The following is a 17,621-nucleotide window of genomic DNA, read 5'->3' on the forward strand; positions in this document are numbered from 1 at the left end:
GATAGATCTAATTCCGGGGACTACAGCCTAGCCCGAATTAGCATTCCGGCACGTCGGCGCCCCATGGAACTAGGGTATACACTAAGAATTTAATTCTGATTGAACTCGGGACTTGACATCTTTTTGTCGGCCCTGATTAGGCTACTTGAAAACGCGCTGCGCTTCCCCGACAGGCCACCGCAATCGATGGCGTCCCCCCTGGGCGATATGGCTGCGGCCTGCGTTCGGGCGATGTGTGTCGATGGTGAGCGGGACAGGTGGATTCCATGCAGCTCAGTGATAGTGCTCGCCCGGCGCCGATTGCGGTCATCGGCCTGTCCCGCGTCTCCCCGGCGGTTTCGCCGGACGACGCCGCATTGCGGGCGCTGGAAAATTCCGGAATTGTTCCTGAGCAGCTCGAGGCCATGTCGGCCGGTGTGTTCGCCACAGCGCAGGCCGATCTCATCGCCACCCGTCTCGGTGCCGTCGGGCCTGTCCTGACCTTGGACGCCCTGCCCGCCGGGGTGGTGCATCTGGCTTGTCAGAGCATCAACGCCGGTGAGTCCGTGCTCGCATTCGCGGGAATCTTGACGCCCGGGGCAGGCGGTGGGTTTCTGGTACTGAAGGCGATGGCGGCCGCGCTGGCCGACGACGACCCGATCCACTGCACGATCGACGGCAGCGCGCTGGGCAGGGGTGAGGTCGTCCGACAGGCGTGTGCGCGTGCTGGCGCGGACCGCGACGGCGTTCAGTTCCTGTGGCGGCGCGGGTACCACACAGGGGCAGTCGCGCTGGAGAGCCTGTCCAGCAGCAGTGATCCGGACGACATGGACGACGCGGTGACGGCACTGCTGGACATGCCGGTACTGCTCAGCCGGAGGCATATCCCCCTCGACGGCGCTCCGCTCACTCCTGACGGCAGGTTGACCGCGGTACTCAGTTCCGTGGGCAGCGCCGGAACGGCCTGCGCGCTGGTGATGTCAGAGCCCCCCGCACGCCGGGTGGCGACGACGACAGCCGTGGTGCGGACATGGCCGTTGCTGCTGTCGGCGGAAACGGAAGCGACCCTCCTCGGCAAGGCGGAAAGCCTGCGCGTCCAAGTTGCCGAGCCCGACGGTCCGGACCCGCTGGACGCCGCGCACACCCTGGCGGTCGCCAGGCCGCATCTGCCGTATCGGGCCGTGATTCTCGCCAATGACCGCGAGGAGCTCACCGAAGGACTCAGCGAACTCGCGGCCGGCAGGGGCAGCGTGGCCCGGGCCGAGGGCGAGCGCAAGGTCGCTTTCCTCTTTCCCGGCGAGGGAGGACAGCGGCTGGGCATGGGACGCGAGCTGTACCCGCTGTTCGACGTGTTCGCCGACGCCCTGGACGAGGTGTGCCATCACCTGGAGGCGGCGTCCACCTGGTCGGTGCGCGGCCTCCTGCTCGGCGACGGCCCGAGCACCGAGGTCGCGCCCGCCGACGAGGCGATGTACGCGCAGGACGCGCTTTTCGCCCTCCAGATGGCCCTGTTCCGCCAGTTCGAGCACTGGGGTGTACACCCGGATTTCGTCGCCGGGCATTCGGTGGGCGAGCTTGCCGCGGCGACGGCTGCCGGAGTCTACTCGCTGCCCGACGTATGTGCGCTGCTGGCCGAGCGGGTCAGGCTGTTCCGGGACAAGACCCCCCTCGGCGGTGCAATGGTCGCGATGCGGGTCTCCGAGGTCGAGGCGCTGGAGTCATTGGCCGGGCTCGAACACCTGGCCTCGATCTCCGCCGTCAACGCCCCGAACTCCGTGGTCGTCTCCGGCGACCGCGACACCGTGCTGCGGATCGCAGGGCTGTGGTCCGACCGCGGCCGGAAGGTGAAGCAACTGCCGGTCGATCGGGCTTTCCACTCCCCGCACATGGCCGCGATGGCAGCCGACTTCGAGCACTTCGCCCGCACCCTTTCGCCGCAACCACCGAACATTCCACTCATACCGGTACACACATCACTCGGATCAGATCCGGGTGTGGTCTGCCTTCCCGAGTACTGGGGCGCGCAGGTACGCGGCACCGGGCACTTCCTCAACTGCGTGAACGGCCTCGACGCACAGGGCGTCGACACTTACGTGGACATGAGCGCAAGCGGAATACTCGCCGCGCTCGTCGAGGAAACGCTGCCCGAGTCCAGCTCCGGAAACGTCCTCGTCACCGCCGCGCTGCGCGGCGGTGAGTCAGACGAGCGTGCCCTTCTCACTACCCTGGGCGAACTGCACAGCCACGGTGTCCCGGTGGACTGGCGGGAGGTCTTCCGGGACTGGGGCGGTCGGCGCACTCACTTGACCACCGCCGTGGCACTGCCCCCCCGCGCCGCTTCCCGGCCGACGGATCTGCGCCGGCTGATTCGGGCCGAGGTCGAAGCGGTGATCAAGGGTGACTATGGGCCGGACCGGTCCTTCTTCGAGCTTGGGCTGGACTCCATGGCGGGGGTGGCACTCGTCCACCGGCTGCGCAGGCGGACCGGACTGAAGATCGCCACATCCGCGCTGTTCGACCATCCCACTCCCAACCGACTGGCTGCGTATCTGGACAACAGGGTGCCGCAGCCGGAGGCCGTCATCCCCCGTCGGAGCGGCTCGGACGAGCCGATCGCCATTGTGGGCATGAGCTGTCGGTTTCCTGGTGGGGTGAACTCGCCTGAGGACCTGTGGCGGTTGATCGTTGCGGGTCGCGACGTCGTCTCGCCGATGCCGCACGACCGCGGCTGGGACCTGGCCGGCCTGCACGACCCACAACGGCGGCGGCCGAACACCACCTACGTTCGCGAGGGCGGGTTCCTCCACGATGCCGCAGGGTTCGATCCCGCGTTCTTCGGCATAGGCCGGCACGAGGCCCTGGAAATGGATCCGCAACAGCGGTTGCTGCTCGAACTGTCCTGGGAAGCGTTCGAACGGGCCGGTATCGATCCGGTGTCGTTACGCAGCAGCGACACCGGAGTCTTCGCAGGGTTGTCGCACAGCGACTACGGAACCGGCCCCGGGTATGCCGCCGCGACGACGAGGCCGCATCTGACGATCGGGACCGCGCCCAGCGTGGCCTGCGGCCGGATCTCCTTCACCTTCGGGCTGCAGGGGCCCAGCCTGTCCATCGACACGGCCTGTTCCTCGTCACTGGTCGGGCTGCACCTCGCCGTCCAAGCGATGCGCCGTGGCGAGTGCTCGCTGGCGTTGGCGGGCGCCGTGACCGTGATGGCCTCCCCCCTGGTCTTCGTGGAGTTCAGCCGTCAGGGCGGGCTCGCACCGGATGCGCGGGTGAAGCCGTTCGCCGAGGACTCTGACGGCACCGTCTGGTCCGAAGGCGGTGGGATGTTCGTCCTGGAGCGGTACTCAGACGCGCGCCGCAACAACCATCCGGTACTCGCTCTGATCACGGGATCGGCAGTCAACTCCGACGGCGCGAGCAACGGGCTGACCGCGCCCAACGGCGCGGCGCAACACCGGATGCTGCTCTCCGCGCTCGCTGACGCCCAGCTGCGGCCGTCGGACGTGGACGTCGTGGAGGCGCACGGCACAGGCACGAGACTGGGCGACCCGATCGAAGCCGCTGCCCTGGTGGAAGCCTACGGGGCACACCGGCTCCCGGACCGGCCGCTGTTGGTCGGCTCGGTGAAGTCCAACCTAGGCCACCCCCAGGCTGCGGCCGGCGCAGCAGGGGTGATCAAGATGGTGCTGGCCATGCGGCACGGCCTGTTACCGGCAACCATCAACGTCGACCGGCCCAGCTCCCACGTGGACTGGGGCGCAGGGCTGCGGCTGGTGACCGAGCAGACACCGTGGCCCGACCACGGCCGGGTCCGGAGGGCGGGCGTGTCGTCTTTCGGGATCGGCGGCACCAACGCGCATGTGATCCTTCAGCAGCCGCCTGCCGAGGTGGAGACCCCCGCACAGCCCCAGGTTTCCGTGCGACCGCTGTGGACGGTCTCGGGTGCTTCAGAGGCCGCGCTGCGAGACCAGGCCGGCAGTCTGGCCGCGCACTGGGACGCCGACCCCGATCTCAGTGAGCACGACATAGGCTTCTCCCTTGCCACGACGCGGTCAGCGCTGACTCACCGGGCCGTACTCACGGGCAGTGACCGGGACGCGCTGCGTCGCTCGCTGACCGCACTCGCGGCGGGCCGGCCCGATCCCGATCTCACCGTCGGCTCAGTGGCCGAGGGCGGCCTGGCCTTCCTACTGACTGGTCAAGGCAGTCAGCGCTTGGGCATGGGACGCCAGCTGTATGCCACGCGTCCCGTATTCACCGCCGCTGTCGACGAGGTGTGCGCCGCGCTGGGCCGGCCGGTGGTGGAGGCGGTCTTCGGCATGGGCGAACAACACCTCGAGCGGACGGAGTTCGCTCAGCCGGCTCTGTTCACCCTCGAGGTGGCACTGTTCCGGCTGCTCGAGAGCTGGGGTGTCCGGCCGGACATGCTGCTGGGGCATTCCCTGGGCGAGTTGACCGCCGCCCATCTGGCCGGGGTGCTGTCCCTGCCGGACGCGTGCAAGCTGGTCGCTGCGCGAGGTTCACTCATGCAGGCGCTGCCCGAGGAGGGCGCGATGTACGCGGTGGCGGCATCGCAGGACGAGGTCACGCCGTTGTTGCCGCCGGGCGTGTCGCTGGCCGCCGTCAACGGGCCACGGTCGGTGGTGATCTCCGGAACGGAGGATGCCGTCGTCCTTCTGGCGGACCGGCTCCGTGCTCAAGGCCGCAGGACCCAGCGCCTGAGGGTCAGCCACGCCTTTCATTCCTCCCTGATGGAACCCGCGCTCGACGAGTTCCGCGCGGTCGCAGAGAGCCTGACCTACCACACACCCGAGATCCCTGTCGTGTCCGGCCTGACCGGCCGCCGGGCCACCACCGAGGAGCTGTGCTCCCCCGAGTACTGGGTGCGCCAGGCACGTGGCACGGTCAGGTTCCTCGAAGGCATACAAACGCTGCGGGACGAGGGTGCGGCCACCTTCCTGGAACTGGGACCGGGGACGACGCTCACCGAGATGGCCTCCGACATCCTCGCCGAAACCGGCGACGCGGCAGCGATCCCCGTCCTGAGGAACGACGACGTTCTCGGCGCCGTCGCAGCGCTGCACGTCCGCGGCCACGGACCGGACTTCTCTGCGTGGTATGCCGGGAGCGGGGCACGACGGGTGGATCTGCCCACATACCGCTTCCAGCGCGAACGGCTCTGGTTGATGCCCGACGCGTCCGGGAAGCGCGGCGCACGGACGGACTCGGCCTTCTGGGAGGCCGTGGAACGCGAGGACCTCCCGCGCTTGAAGGATCTGCTGGGCACTGACACAGACCGGACATTCAGCGAGCTGCTCCCGGCAATCGCGCGGTGGCGGCACATGCACGACCGGGAAGCCGCGATGGACCCCCTGCGCTATCGCATATCCTGGCAGCCGGTGGCAGATCAGGTCGCTCGTCCGCAGAACTGGATGATCGCCCACTGCGAACACCTCCCCGTGCCGAAACCACTCAGCGACACGCTCGGCACCCGGGCGCTGCCGATAAGAAACGGCGCCGACCGAGCGGAGATCGCCGAGCTCCTTGCCTCCGCGGCGGACGGCGAGCCGGTGGACGGGGTGCTGTCCCTGCTGGCGCTGGATGAGCGGAATCATCCGGGAACGGCCGGGGTACCCGCTGGGCTCGCGCTGACGACCGCGCTCATCCAGGCCGTGCAAGACGCCGAAATCGAGTTGCCGTTGTGGTGCGCGACGCAGGGAGCGGTGTCCACGGGCCATGGCGATCGGCTCAGCAGCCCGGTCCAGGCTGCCGTGTGGGGACTGGGCCGGGTGGCGGCCCTGGAGCACCCGCAGCGGTGGGGCGGTTTGGTCGACCTTCCGCCCATCCTCGATGCACGTGCGGCCGAACGACTGGCGGGGGTGCTCACCTCGTCGGAGGACCAGGTCGCGGTGCGCTCATCGGGCGTGTTCGTCCGGCGCATGCTACGCGCACCCGTCGCAGCCGGACCGCGACGCGACTGGCCCTTGCGCGGGACCACGCTCATCACCGGCGCGTTCGGCGCGCTGGGCCGACACCTGGCCCGATGGCTGGCGGCTGAGGGTGTCGAACGACTGTTGCTGACAGGCAGACACACGGAGGACGGCAAGCTGGTTGCCGAACTGACCCGGCTCGGAGCGGAGGTCGACGTCGCCGCCTGTGACGTGGCCGACCGGGAGGCGGTGACAGCCCTGCTCGCCCGGATCCCCAAGGACCGCCCGCTGACCACGGTCGTGCACGCAGCCGGTGTGCTCGACGATGGCGTGATCGACGCCCTGGACCCGCAGCGGCTCGCGAGGGTCCTGCGTGCCAAGGCCGAAGGCGCAAGGAACCTCCACGAACTCGCGGGAGAACTGAAGGCATTCGTGATGTTCTCCTCCGCCACAGGCGCGATCGGCAATGCCGGCCAGGCCAATTACGCGGCAGCGAATGCCTACCTCGATGCGCTGTCCGAACAACGCCGCGCCGACGGACTCCCGGCCACGTCGGTGGCCTGGGGCCCCTGGGGGAACGGAGGCATGGCAGTGGACGGCGCGGACGCGCAGCTCGTGGAGGCGCGGTTGCGCCGCAACGGAATGGCGATGCTCGACCCGGAACTGGCGGTCGCCGCGCTGGTTACTTCCTTCGCGCAGGACGAATCAGGGCTGGTGATCGCGGACGTCGACTGGGAGCGATTCCTTGCGGTGTTCGCCACCACCCGGCGCAGCCCACTGCTCGCGGACCTACCCGAAGCGCGGCAGAGTCAAGCCAGTGAGCCGTTCGCGGAAGCGTCCTCGCTCGCACGCCGGCTGGCCGAAATGTCGCGCCCCCAGCGGGCCCGTACGCTGCGCGATCTGGTGTGCCACCACACCATGCAGGTGCTCGGGCGCGACTCGGTCTCCGCGATCCGGCCCACAAAGCCCTTCCACGAACAGGGTCTCAATTCCCTGGGCATAGTCGAGTTGCGCAATCAGCTGCGCGCGGTGACGGGAGTGCGTGTGCCCGCGAGCGCGCTGTTCGACCATCCCACACCCCACGCGCTGGCCGAGTACCTCGAGACCACACTCGTCCCGGCTGCCGCCGACCACCCGGAACGGCGGGCGGAGGTCGATTCCGGGGCGGCGGACATCGACTCCGTGCTGCGTCTGGCCGAGCAGGAACTCTCCCTAGCGCCGAAGGGCGGCCAAGATGACTGACGACGGCAAGTTGCTCGAGACCCTGCAGCGCGTTACCACCGCGCTGAGCGACACCCGGAAACGCCTGCAGGCGGTCGAGGCGAGCTCACACGAACCGATCGCCATCGTGGGCATGGGCTGCCGGTTGCCCGGTGGGGTGAACGACCCACAGGGGTTCTGGAAGCTGATCGACGCCGGCCGGGACACGGCCACCCCGTTTCCCACCGACCGCGGTTGGACGCGGGAGTTCACGGGCTCGGGATCCTTCCTCTCCGACGCGGCCTGGTTCGACGCGGGCTTCTTCGGAATCAGTCCCCGTGAGGCTCTGTCAATGGACCCGCAGCAGCGACTGATGCTGGAGACCGTCTGGGAGGCCGCGGAGCGGGCCGGAATCGACCCGCTGTCCTTGCGCGGCTCCCGCACCGGCGTGTTCATCGGGACCAACAACCAGGATTACGGCCGCCTGCTGGGCGAGATCAGCGACTACAACCAGCACGGTGACCACGTGACGACCGCCACGTCGGCGAGCCTTCTGTCAGGGCGAGTCTCCTACGTGTTCGGAGTGGAGGGCCCCTCGGTCTCGGTCGACACGGCGTGCTCGTCCTCGTTGGTGGGATTGCATCTTGCGGTCCGGTCGCTGCGCGCGAGGGAATGCGATCTCGCGCTGGTCGGCGGTGTGACGGTGATGGCCACTCCCGGCCTCTTCGCAGCCTTCCGACGCCAAGGTGCACTCGCCTCGGACGGCCGCTGCAAAGCGTTCGCCGAAGCCGCTGACGGTGTGGGCTGGGGCGAGGGCGCCGGGGTCGTGGTCATCGAACGGCTGAAGGACGCCCTCGACCACGGCCACCCGGTGCTGGCCTTGGTCAGGGGCACCGCGATCAACTCTGACGGGGCATCCAACGGGCTGACCGCGCCGAACGGTCTCGCGCAGCAGCGAGTCATCCGTGACGCACTGGCCGACGCCGGGTTGAGCCCCCAGGACGTGGACGTCGTCGAGGCACATGGCACGGGTACGCGGCTCGGCGACCCGATCGAGGCGGCCGCGGTGCAGGCGGTGTACGGCCGCGACCGGGAAACCCCGCTGGCACTCGGGTCGGTGAAGTCGAACATCGGGCACACTCAGGCAGCGGCCGGGGTCTGCGGCGTACTGAAGATGGTGCTCGCGCTGCGCCACCGGACCTTCCCGAAGACGCTGCATGTGGACAGCCCGTCGTCGCACGTGGATTGGGATGGCGGCGGAGTCGAGCTGCTCACCAGAAGCCGCCCTTGGCCTGCGAGCACGGGCGGTTCCCGTCGTGCAGGGGTGTCCTCGTTCGGCATCAGTGGCACCAACGCCCATGTGATCCTCGAAGAGGCGCCGCTTGTCGAAGCACCGAAGGCCGTCACGGCGCGGCCCCTGCCCTGGGTCCTGTCGGCCCGGACCGACACCGCCCTGCGCGCCAGGGCGGCACAACTGCAGGCTCACGTCGACGGCAGGGATCCGGCGGCTGTGGCACACGCACTGGTCGTCTCCCGCAGCACCTTCGAGCATCGTGCCGTGGTCCTCGGCGCGGATTGTCGGCCCGCGCTCAACGCGCTGAGCCGGGGCGACGTCGCGCCGGGTCTGGTGACGGGCAAGGCCGACCTCGCGGGCAAGGTGGTGTTCGTCTTCCCCGGCCAGGGTGGTCAATGGGCGGGAATGGCCGGCGACCTGCTGGAGGAGTCGCCGGTGTTCCGGGAATACATCCACCGCTGCGCCGAGGCGCTGTCGCCGCATGTCGACTGGGACCTGTCCGAGGTGCTGCGACAGCTGCCCGGCGCGCCCCCGCTGGACCGAGTGGACGTGGTGCAGCCGGTGTCGTTCGCGGTCATGGTTTCGCTCGCCGGCCTGTGGCGGTCGTGCGGCATCGAGCCGGATGCCGTGCTGGGGCACAGCCAGGGGGAGATCGCCGCCGCCCATGTCGCGGGGGCGCTCTCCCTCCAAGACGCGGCGTTGGTGGTCGCCCGGCGGGCGAAGGCACTGACTGCGCTGAGTGGTGGGGGCGGCATGGCCTCGGTGGACATGCCCGCGGACGAACTGCGCCCCAGGCTGGGCGAACGGTTGTCGATCGCGGCGGTCAACACACCGGGGTCGGCGGTGATCACCGGAGACGTCGACGCGCTGGAGTCCCTCATGGCCGACCTGGCCAGGGCCGGTGTCCGGACCCGGAGGGTGGCCATAGACTACGCATCCCATTCGCCTCATGTGGAGCTCGTCCGCGACCGCGTCCTCGCAGAGTTGGCGCCCATATCGCCGAAGGCCACCGCCATCCCGTTCCACTCCGCGGTAACAGGTGCCGTGGTCGCCGGGAGCGAGCTGGATGCCGGGTACTGGTATCAGAACCTGCGTATGCCGGTGCGGTTCCACGAAGCCGTAGCAGGTCTCCCGGTACCCGAACACTCGTTCTTCGTGGAGGTCGGCCCGCATCCGGTGCTGGTCCCGGCGCTACTTGAGACCGTCGGCGACAAGGCGGTGGTCGTCGGATCGCTGCGCCGCTGGGCGAACGGGCGTGAAGCGCTTCTCGCCTCGCTCGCCGAACTGTACGTCCGTGGCCTCGGCCCGCGATGGACGGTCTGGGCAGGAGCGGATGCCCCCGGATACACCGAGCTGCCGACGTATCCGTTCGAACGCAAGCGATTCTGGTTGACCTCGGGCAGCTCGGGCAGCTCGGGCAGCTCGGGCAGCGGCGGTCATCCCCTCCTGGACACGGTGATCGAGCTGGCCGGCAGCGGAGAGTTGGTGCTCACCGGAAGCCTGTCGGTGGCGTCGTCCGCGTGGCTGGCGGATCACCGGGTGCTGGACGAGGTGGTGCTGCCGGGGACCGCCTGGCTCGAGTGCGCACTGCGCGCCTGCGCCGCGGCGAACTGCGCCACGGTGGAGGAACTCACGCTGGAGCAGCCCTTGGTACTGCCCGACGAGGGTCTGGCGACGGTACAGCTACGAGTCGGGGCGCCGGATGGCGCTGGAAGGCGCCGGATGACTCTCCACGCGAGAGTGGACGGTGCGAACTGGGTGCGCCACGGCGAAGGCCTACTCGGCCCGGAGCGGGCCGAGCCGGAAACGCTCCAGCAGTGGCCACCCATCGACGCAGAGGTGATCCCGCACACCGGCCTCTATTCCGCTCTGGTCGATCGAGGTTTGCGTTACGGCCCCACGTTCCAGGGCCTGCAGGCCGTGTGGCGCCGCGGCGACGAGATCTTCGCCGAGGTGGACTGTCCGGTGGACACACGCGGCTTCACCGTCCATCCGGCGCTGCTCGATTCCGCACTGCACGCCACCGGTTTCAGCGGCGAATCCGAGCAGAAGGCCGAAGGACCGCTGCTTCCGTTCGTGTGGACCGGGGTGAGCGCGTTCACCTCTGCACCAGCGCAGTTGAGAGTACGGCTGGGTGCGTCCGCCGACGGGGGCGTACGCCTGACCGTGGCCGACGGGCAGGGTGCGCCTGTGCTGACGGTGGGCTCCATGGTGGCACGGCCGGCTGCCGTGCAGAGCGACATCCCACGGGACGCGTTCTTCCGGAACAAGTGGATGGAGGTGCGCTCTGCCGGCGGTGTCCTGCCGGAAACCATTGCGACCGTGGGGTTCGAGACGGACCACTTCCGTGCCTTCCCGGATCTGACGGCGCTGGAGAAGGCCGTCCGCGAAGGCATGCCTGCACCGACTGCGGTCCTTGTCTGCGGCTCGGGCGCATCGGTGCGGGAGGCTACGCACCGCGCACTGTCGCTGGTCCAGCGATGGAGCACAAGTCCGGAGTTCGCCGCGTCCCGGCTGGTGTTCCTCACCTCCGGCGCGGTCGCCACCGGACCCGACGACGAGGTCCACGACCTCGCTGGCGCCGCCGTCATCGGCTTGGTCCGTTCGGCACAGTTGGAGGAACCCGGCCGGTTCGTCCTCCTGGACGCCGTCGAGATCACCCCGCTGACGATTGCCGCCGCCCTGGCCGGGGATGAACCGGAGATCGCCCTGCGAGGCGGCGACGTGCTGGCGCGCCGCCTCGTGCGAGCCTTTCCCAGGGGGTCGGCGACGTTCGCGGGGGCCGAGGACACCGTACTGATCACCGGGGGCACTGGCACACTCGGCGGGCTGCTGGCGCGCCACCTGGTCACCGCCCACGGGGTGCGACGGCTGGTCCTGGTCGGCCGTCGGGGTCACGCATCCGAGTTGCGGGACGACCTCACCAAGCTAGGGGCCACAGTCACCGTAGCCGCCTGCGACGTCACGGATCGGTCAGCGGTGGTCGAGCTGCTCGACGCCCACCGGCCAACGGTCATCATCCACGCGGCCGGGGTGCTCGACGACGGCATGATGACGGCCATGACGCCGGATCGCCTCGACACCGTCCTGCGGCCGAAGGCGGAGGCGGCACTCGCCCTGCACGAGCTGACCCAGCACCTGCCGCTGAAGTCGTTCGTACTGTTCTCCTCGGCCGCCGCCACCGTGGGCAGCGCGGGCCAGTCGAACTATGCCGCCGCGAACGCTGTGCTCGACGCGCTGGCTCACCACAGACGCTCACGCGGGCTTCCCGCGCTCTCTCTCGCCTGGGGCCTGTGGGCGGAACGCAGTGGCATGACCCGTCATCTCGACTCCCCCGGAGCAACAGCCGGAGCGCTGTCCACGAAGGAGGCACTGGCCCTGTTCGACGCCGCCGTCGCACTTGACGACCCGGTGGTCGTGCTCGCTCGGCTCAACCTGCATGGCTACAGCGGTCCCCTGGTACAAGAGCTGGCCACCCGACCGGAGATCCCCAAAGTGCCTCTTCGCCGGCTTCTCGACGGCATGGACGAGACGGAGCAGCAAGGGGCGCTGCTCGATCTAGTACTCAAGAAAGCGGCAGCGGCTCTCGGACACGACGTCAGGGATGAGCTCAGCCCGCACTCCGGGTTCCTGGAGATGGGCGTGGACTCACTGGCCGCGGTCCGCATCCGCAACCACCTGGGTGCGGCACTAGACCTGCGGCTGCGGCCAACCCTCACCTTCGACCATCCGACACCGCTGCTGCTGGTCCGATACATCATGGAGGTGCTGGCCCGGGGAAGAGACCAACAGGCCACCGAAGCGGACGGCGGCGCGAGTATCGACCAGTTGCTCGCCGAGGCGAAGGCGAAGGGATGGCAGAACACACGCGCGTCATTCGCCTCGCTGGACGAACTGCCCCAGCTGCCGCAGCCGGTCCGCCTTGCCCGCGGCCCGCAAGAGCCGGTACTCGTGTGCCTCACCGCGATCGCCGGCAAATCCGATCCAGTGCAGTATGCCCGCCTGGCCAAGTCGTTCCGGGGCGAGCGAGACGTCTGGGCGCTGCGCCAGCTGGGGTTCCGAAGCAGTGAGGCCCTCCCGAAGACCCGGGAGGTAGCTCTGCAGACGCACGCGAGGAGTCTGCGTACGGCAGTGGGAAAGCGTCCGTTCGTCCTCGCTGGCCATTCATCTGGCGGAGTGGTCGCCCAGGCACTCGCCAGGTATCTGTGCGACCAGGGCACTCCACCTGCCGGTGTCGTGCTTCTGGACAGCTATGCTCCGAACGAGTACGAACGGACGAGGCCTCTGCTACCTGGTCTGGGCGAGGTGGTACAAAACCGGCTGGACGACCCGGAGTACGCCACGCCCGGAGACGACGGCTGGATCACCGCCATGCTGCACTACCAGTCATTCGATTGGACGCCCGCTGCCCTGCCGGTCCCGGTACTGTTCGTTCGAGCCGGGGCGCCACTGGAGGGCTGGCCGGTTGACTGGGAACCTGTCTGGCCCCTCGACCACACCCTTCTCACAACCCGCGGCAACCATTTCTCCATGATGGAGGACCATGCTCCGCACACGGCCGCCCTGATGCGTGACTGGATCGGAAGCCTGCTGTAGCTGCGACCTGGGACAGACGAAGCGAGTAGCTGCTCGCGGACGATGGCTGATGGACCGCCGACGCCTCGCCCGCGCTGACGACATATCCGCACGCTCCGAGACCATGGTCGCCGTCACCATGGCGGACCTGATGGGCCCGCGCGCCAGGCGACGCGAGCGCATCAGCCGGCTCAGCGTTCTTTCCACCACCCACCTGCGCGGCAGCACCACGAACCCCGTGGTGTCGTCAGAGCGTCTGACGATCTCGAGCGTGAGGTGGAGGTTCTCGGCCGCCCAGTCGACCAGGCGCCTTGCATAGCCGCCGTCCGCCCAGATGAGCCGATGAGCTGCCAGTACTCCGTCTCCAGCTCAAGCCGACGCTTCCGTCCTCGTCTTGCCATCAACACGCCTCTAATGATCAAGGGGATCCTCCGCGATTGCCTCCTCAAAGGCGACGGGGTCCGCCACGCCATGCTCGGCATCGCCCACAAACACAACCGCGCCCTCGCCGGACAGGCGAGCGGACCGCGCCGCGACCGACCCTGCCCCCGGCGACTCAAAGATCACTAACGGGACAGCCCTTAACCGGCCGCCGGCCCCGCATCGGTCAGGCAAGGGTGCACGTGGGACGTGCCCCGGCCGACATCCGCTCCCGTGCGCGCGTGGCCGCTTGCCGACATCGCCCTCCCACTTGAGGAGCCGGACAGGCCCACATCGCACCAGACGACCTTCCCCCCGGTGCAGAGCCTGTGCGTTCCCCAGCGCCGCGCGCACAACTGGATGATCCCGATACCCCTCCCGCTCTCCGCATAATCGTGAGTGTTCAACAGGACCGGCAGACGGTCTTCGTCGTCCTGCACCTCGACACGTACATGCTTCGCCCTCACATACATTCCCAACTCGAAGTACCCGGGACGAGAACTACCCCGCACACGCTGCCGCGTACCGGAATGCTGCACAGCATTCGTGACCAGCTCGGAAACCACCAGCTCCAGCGTCTCACTCACTGACGGCACAACCGACCGCGCGGCAAGGAATTCACGCGCGTACCGCCGCGAGGCAGGAACCGACGCAGGCGTAGAAGATAACCTGAACAACACCGCTTCCTCATCACACCTATCCAGCGGGGGACGCCGCCGGCCACAGAACTCGAACAACCGGAAATCCGGCCCCCGGAATGAGCACACACTTTCTTCCGGCCCACAGGAATGCTCATTGCATTCATTCATATCTGATCCTGGAGTAGTCGCCATCCAGCCGATCACTTCAGGCGCGCAGACCCGCCCTCGGTGAACAGTCCAACCATACCCGGAAAGCGTAAAACGGACGGCCGCAAAACAAAAACAGAGAGGGAGCAAGGAGGCCGGGAGCGGCCAGTGATATTACCGAAAAGCGCCCCGCGCCCCACGCAAGAGTGCATTCACGCGACGCCTATTGACACACCCAATGCGATCAGGGACCGCCACGCCACGAAGCCCGCTTCCCCCATGACCGACCCCCAGGGCCGTCCCCCTGAAGCCGGCTGGGTCGTGGTCCGGGTGCTGGGCCGGATACTCGCGAGACTCTGTCACGGCAGCTGTGGCAGCCTGCGGACATGCCGAAGCCGCGTGTTCATGGAGGCCGTCACTACGCCGTCCAGTTCCACTACGCCTTGCCTGACGATGCCTGGTGTGTGGAGCTGAGCGAGGCTGTCCCGGCGCCGGCCGCGTGGGCTGAGATTCCCAACGCCGAGACACACCTGCCTGGAGCTGCCTTCATGGTGGCGGTGATACCCGACGAGGACCCTGACCTGGAGCCGACCGTCCGCATCCACAGCCACGACGAGCACGTCGTCCCCTACGAGATCATGCGCTGGTACATGGAACAGGTGGCCGAACAGGTTGAACGCTGCCGCATTGCGTTTGAGCAGGCAGAACCCGAAGCGGTGGAACGACCGCGTAAGTGACTGGTGTGATCACGGCGTCTGAGCCCTCCTTGCTACTGAGCTTCACAGCCTGGTGCCGGCCGAGGCTGACGGCTCGTGATCCCTGCGGTATGCCGACTGCATGAGGTATGCGCAAGGGGGCGGGCTGACCGACCAGCGGCGGGCCTTCCGCGAGAAGCTGAGCTCCAATACCGCCACGACGTCCTCGACGGCTGCCTCACCGGAACCAGACTGGAGCCGCCTCACCGCGATGTGACTGAGCGCCTCGGTCGGCGAGCGGAGCAGTGGTGAAAGCCCTCGGACGAAGGGCGGCGGTCATGAGGCCGAATGCGGAGACGCCCAGCGTCGGACTGAGCTCGAGCGTGAGCGGCGCGGCGGTCAGTATCGGTGAACGTCGTACCGTAGCGCCGGTCGACGCAGGATCTCACCGAGCCAGTCGATGGTGAAGGCCGCCAGGTCCTCGACCGGTCCGGTACGCTCGCGCGGCACGATGTCCGGGCGCTCCTGCGTCAAGGCGAAATTACTACGGTTCAGTTGACTGCACCGTACGATGTCCGCCTCCAATGAGGCACCGAGTGCAAGGAAGTGCACTCGCTGATGACTGAGGTCCACCACTAGACGCATCTCGTCGTGCTCCGCGGTGCTGCCGTCCTCATCGAGTTCGTCGCGGGGGAAGAACAGTACGTAGGTGTCGCTGGGCCGGCACGGCCATTGCTGGGCGCCCTCTCGAACCAAGCGTAGGAACTCACGCTGGAACGGGTCGCAGTTCTCCGGGGCTTTGTCGTGTTCGTCGAACTCGAACCAGAGCGGGTGCACAGGTTCATCGTAGGCGCCGGCAACCCTGCCCTTCGACGGAGTTTCGGACCACGGCTGAAGCTGACGGTCCAGTCGGAAACGCCCATGCCATCGGGCAGGGCATGAGCCAGGCCCATCGCCCCGGCCGGACGAGGCGCTCAACTCGACACCCCAACTGCGAGCTCGCCAACTGAATCACTCAGCCACAGACGACATCACGCTTTCAAAGTCAGTAACCCCGTTCAGCCGACTGCCCCCGGCAGTTCGGCAAGCTGATCACCGCGTTACGACGCGAGGGCGCAGACCCGGTTGAAGGAGCCTGCCGTTGGAGGACCGCGTGCTGCGCGCTGACCGGATCTTCGACACCTCGGCCCGCCACCCGCCCTTCCAACCCGGCAAGGACGCCGCGCTGATTGCCCACCTAGCCACCAAGTTGTCATCGACACCGGCCCCCGCCTCATCGTCTCCGTCGGCCGCCAGTGCCCGGCAACCGCGACGACTCCTCGATCCTCCTGCCCCACAACGTCACCGGGATACTGCGGGGCAAAACGACCAGTCGGTGCCACACAGTGGCACCGACTGGCGATCCAATACCTCTCGGGAGTGCCCATCGCAGCCCCGGCATGGCCCGTAACCCCCTACCCCTACTGGGAGTCCAGCAGCCACACCGAAACCACGTCCCCCAGGAGGTCGGGCGGCCCACCGGTTGGATATCTCAAGTGACGCAGCATCTGACATATGCCGCAAGGAACCAGAGAGATCCTCACCCCATCGGAGGGGCGTACAACGGGGCGCTTACCCGGTGATCAGAATGATCAGACAGGACCGCCCTCTCCGCGCCGGCGGCAAGACCCTCGCAGAGCCGGCCCGGCCCCCTAAGACGTCATCTCATTTGGGTGGGTAGGCTGTCGGTCGTGGTTTCGATCGTTGAGCGGCTGGTGCCGGATGAGTTGTGGGAGCTGTTCCAGCGGGTGGTGCCAGAGGCTCCGTCACGGCCTCAGGGCGGCGGCCGACGCCGGCACGGTGACCGGGAGGTGCTGGCCGCCATCGTGTTCGTGGCCACGTCGGGCTGCACGTGGCAGCAGCTGCCGTCCGCGTCGTTCGGGCCGTCGGGAGCGACGGCCCACCGGCGCTTTGCCGAGTGGTCGAAGGCCCGGGTGTGGGCCAAGCTCCACCGCCTGGTCCTCGACGAGCTCGGCGCCCGCGGCGAGCTGGACTGGTCGCGCTGCGCGATCGACTCGGTGAACATGCGGGCCCTGAAAAGGGGGATCTGACGGGCCCGAATCCTGTCGACCGGGGCAAGTACGGCTCGAAGATCCACCTGATCACCGAGCGGACCGGTCTGCCCCTGTCCGTCGGGATCTCCGGGGCGAACCTGCACGACAGCCAGGCGCTGATCCCGCTGGTGAAAGGGATACCGCCGATCCGTTCCCGGCGCGGACGCCGTCGGCGCAGACCGGGAAAGCTCCACGCCGACAAGGGTTATGACTACGACCACCTGCGGCGATGGTTACGCGGACGCAGCATCCGGCACCGCATCGCCCGCAAGGGCGTCGACTCCTCGACCCGCCTGGGCCGCCACCGCTGGACCATAGAACGCACGATGTCCTGGCTCGCCGGATGCCGCAGGCTGCACCGCCGCTACGAGCGCAAAGCCGACCACTTCCTGGCCTTCACCAGCATCGCCTGCACCCTCATCTGCTACCGCAGACTTCACCAAATGAGATGACGTCTAAAGCCGGAGACCGGCACAAGACGGCGCCGCCGAATACCACGGCAGCCACCTCCGGCAACCGCGAAGAGCCATAGCCCAGACGGCCGAACGCCCTGACGTAGGGCAGCGGGCCGGGCGGGGCAGGGCGCTGCCCGGGCCGCCCGAACCAGCTGCGGGCGCCCGCCGCAGACACCGCCCCCTCTC

The 17,621-nt window shown here is 68.2% G+C and carries 6 protein-coding genes and 3 pseudogenes; 6 read left to right on the plus strand and 3 right to left on the minus strand.

The annotated features are described in order from the left end of the window. Window positions 1-266 precede the first annotated feature (266 nt). Window positions 267-7,157: a type I polyketide synthase gene (locus OG852_RS01740; RefSeq protein WP_330346864.1), complete on the plus strand. Its 6,891-nt coding sequence runs from the start codon at window positions 267-269 to the stop codon at window positions 7,155-7,157. Window positions 7,158-7,164: 7 nt separating this feature from the next. Next, window positions 7,165-13,005, plus strand: a pseudogene (locus tag OG852_RS01745) (type I polyketide synthase); the annotation flags it as partial. A 90-nt stretch (window positions 13,006-13,095) separates the two neighbouring features. Here OG852_RS01745 and OG852_RS01750 read toward each other — a convergent pair. After that, a pseudogene (locus OG852_RS01750) lies at window positions 13,096-13,326 on the minus strand (transposase); the annotation flags it as partial. Window positions 13,327-13,410: 84 nt separating this feature from the next. Between OG852_RS01750 and OG852_RS01755 the strand changes: the two are divergent. Next, window positions 13,411-13,554: pseudogene (locus OG852_RS01755) on the plus strand (IS5/IS1182 family transposase); the annotation flags it as partial. 11 nt (window positions 13,555-13,565) lie between these two features. Here OG852_RS01755 and OG852_RS50830 read toward each other — a convergent pair. After that, window positions 13,566-14,237, minus strand: a complete 672-nt coding sequence (locus tag OG852_RS50830) for an ATP-binding protein (RefSeq protein WP_133918033.1) — start codon at window positions 14,235-14,237, stop codon at window positions 13,566-13,568. 341 nt (window positions 14,238-14,578) lie between these two features. Here OG852_RS50830 and OG852_RS01760 point away from each other — a divergent pair, with 341 nt between their 5' ends. Both OG852_RS01760 and OG852_RS01765 read left to right on the plus strand, forming a co-directional pair. Then, complete coding sequence (locus tag OG852_RS01760; RefSeq protein ID WP_330346866.1) at window positions 14,579-14,929, plus strand: hypothetical protein; 351 nt, start codon at window positions 14,579-14,581, stop codon at window positions 14,927-14,929. Between the two features lie 100 nt (window positions 14,930-15,029). Further along, window positions 15,030-15,164 (plus strand): hypothetical protein, encoded by a 135-nt coding sequence (locus tag OG852_RS01765; protein ID WP_330346867.1) that lies wholly within the window; start codon window positions 15,030-15,032, stop codon window positions 15,162-15,164. A 122-nt stretch (window positions 15,165-15,286) separates the two neighbouring features. On the opposite strand, the gene OG852_RS01770 is transcribed toward OG852_RS01765, so the two are convergent. Next, a complete protein-coding gene (locus OG852_RS01770; RefSeq protein WP_330346868.1) occupies window positions 15,287-15,724 on the minus strand; it encodes a hypothetical protein in 438 nt (145 codons plus the stop codon). A 902-nt stretch (window positions 15,725-16,626) separates the two neighbouring features. Here OG852_RS01770 and OG852_RS01780 point away from each other — a divergent pair. After that, window positions 16,627-17,432, plus strand: a protein-coding gene (locus OG852_RS01780) for an IS5 family transposase (RefSeq protein ID WP_330351377.1) whose coding sequence is annotated in 2 segments (ribosomal slippage) — window positions 16,627-16,966 and window positions 16,966-17,432 — 807 coding nt in all. Because the reading frame shifts where the segments join, the coding sequence is not laid out codon by codon here. Window positions 17,433-17,621: the final 189 nt, after the last annotated feature.

Source organism: Streptomyces sp. NBC_00582, assembly GCF_036345155.1.
Taxonomy (GTDB): Bacteria; Actinomycetota; Actinomycetes; order Streptomycetales; family Streptomycetaceae; genus Streptomyces.

What these genes read in the sequence shown, in the direction of transcription:
- OG852_RS01740 (WP_330346864.1), top strand. Translation starts at nt 267, where the DNA reads ATGCAGCTCAGTGATAGTGCTCGCCCGGCGCCGATTGCGGTCATCGGC.
- OG852_RS50830 (WP_133918033.1), bottom strand. Translation starts at nt 14,237, where the DNA reads ATGGCGACTACTCCAGGATCAGATATGAATGAATGCAATGAGCATTCC.
- OG852_RS01760 (WP_330346866.1), top strand. Translation starts at nt 14,579, where the DNA reads ATGCCGAAGCCGCGTGTTCATGGAGGCCGTCACTACGCCGTCCAGTTC.
- OG852_RS01765 (WP_330346867.1), top strand. Translation starts at nt 15,030, where the DNA reads ATGAGGTATGCGCAAGGGGGCGGGCTGACCGACCAGCGGCGGGCCTTC.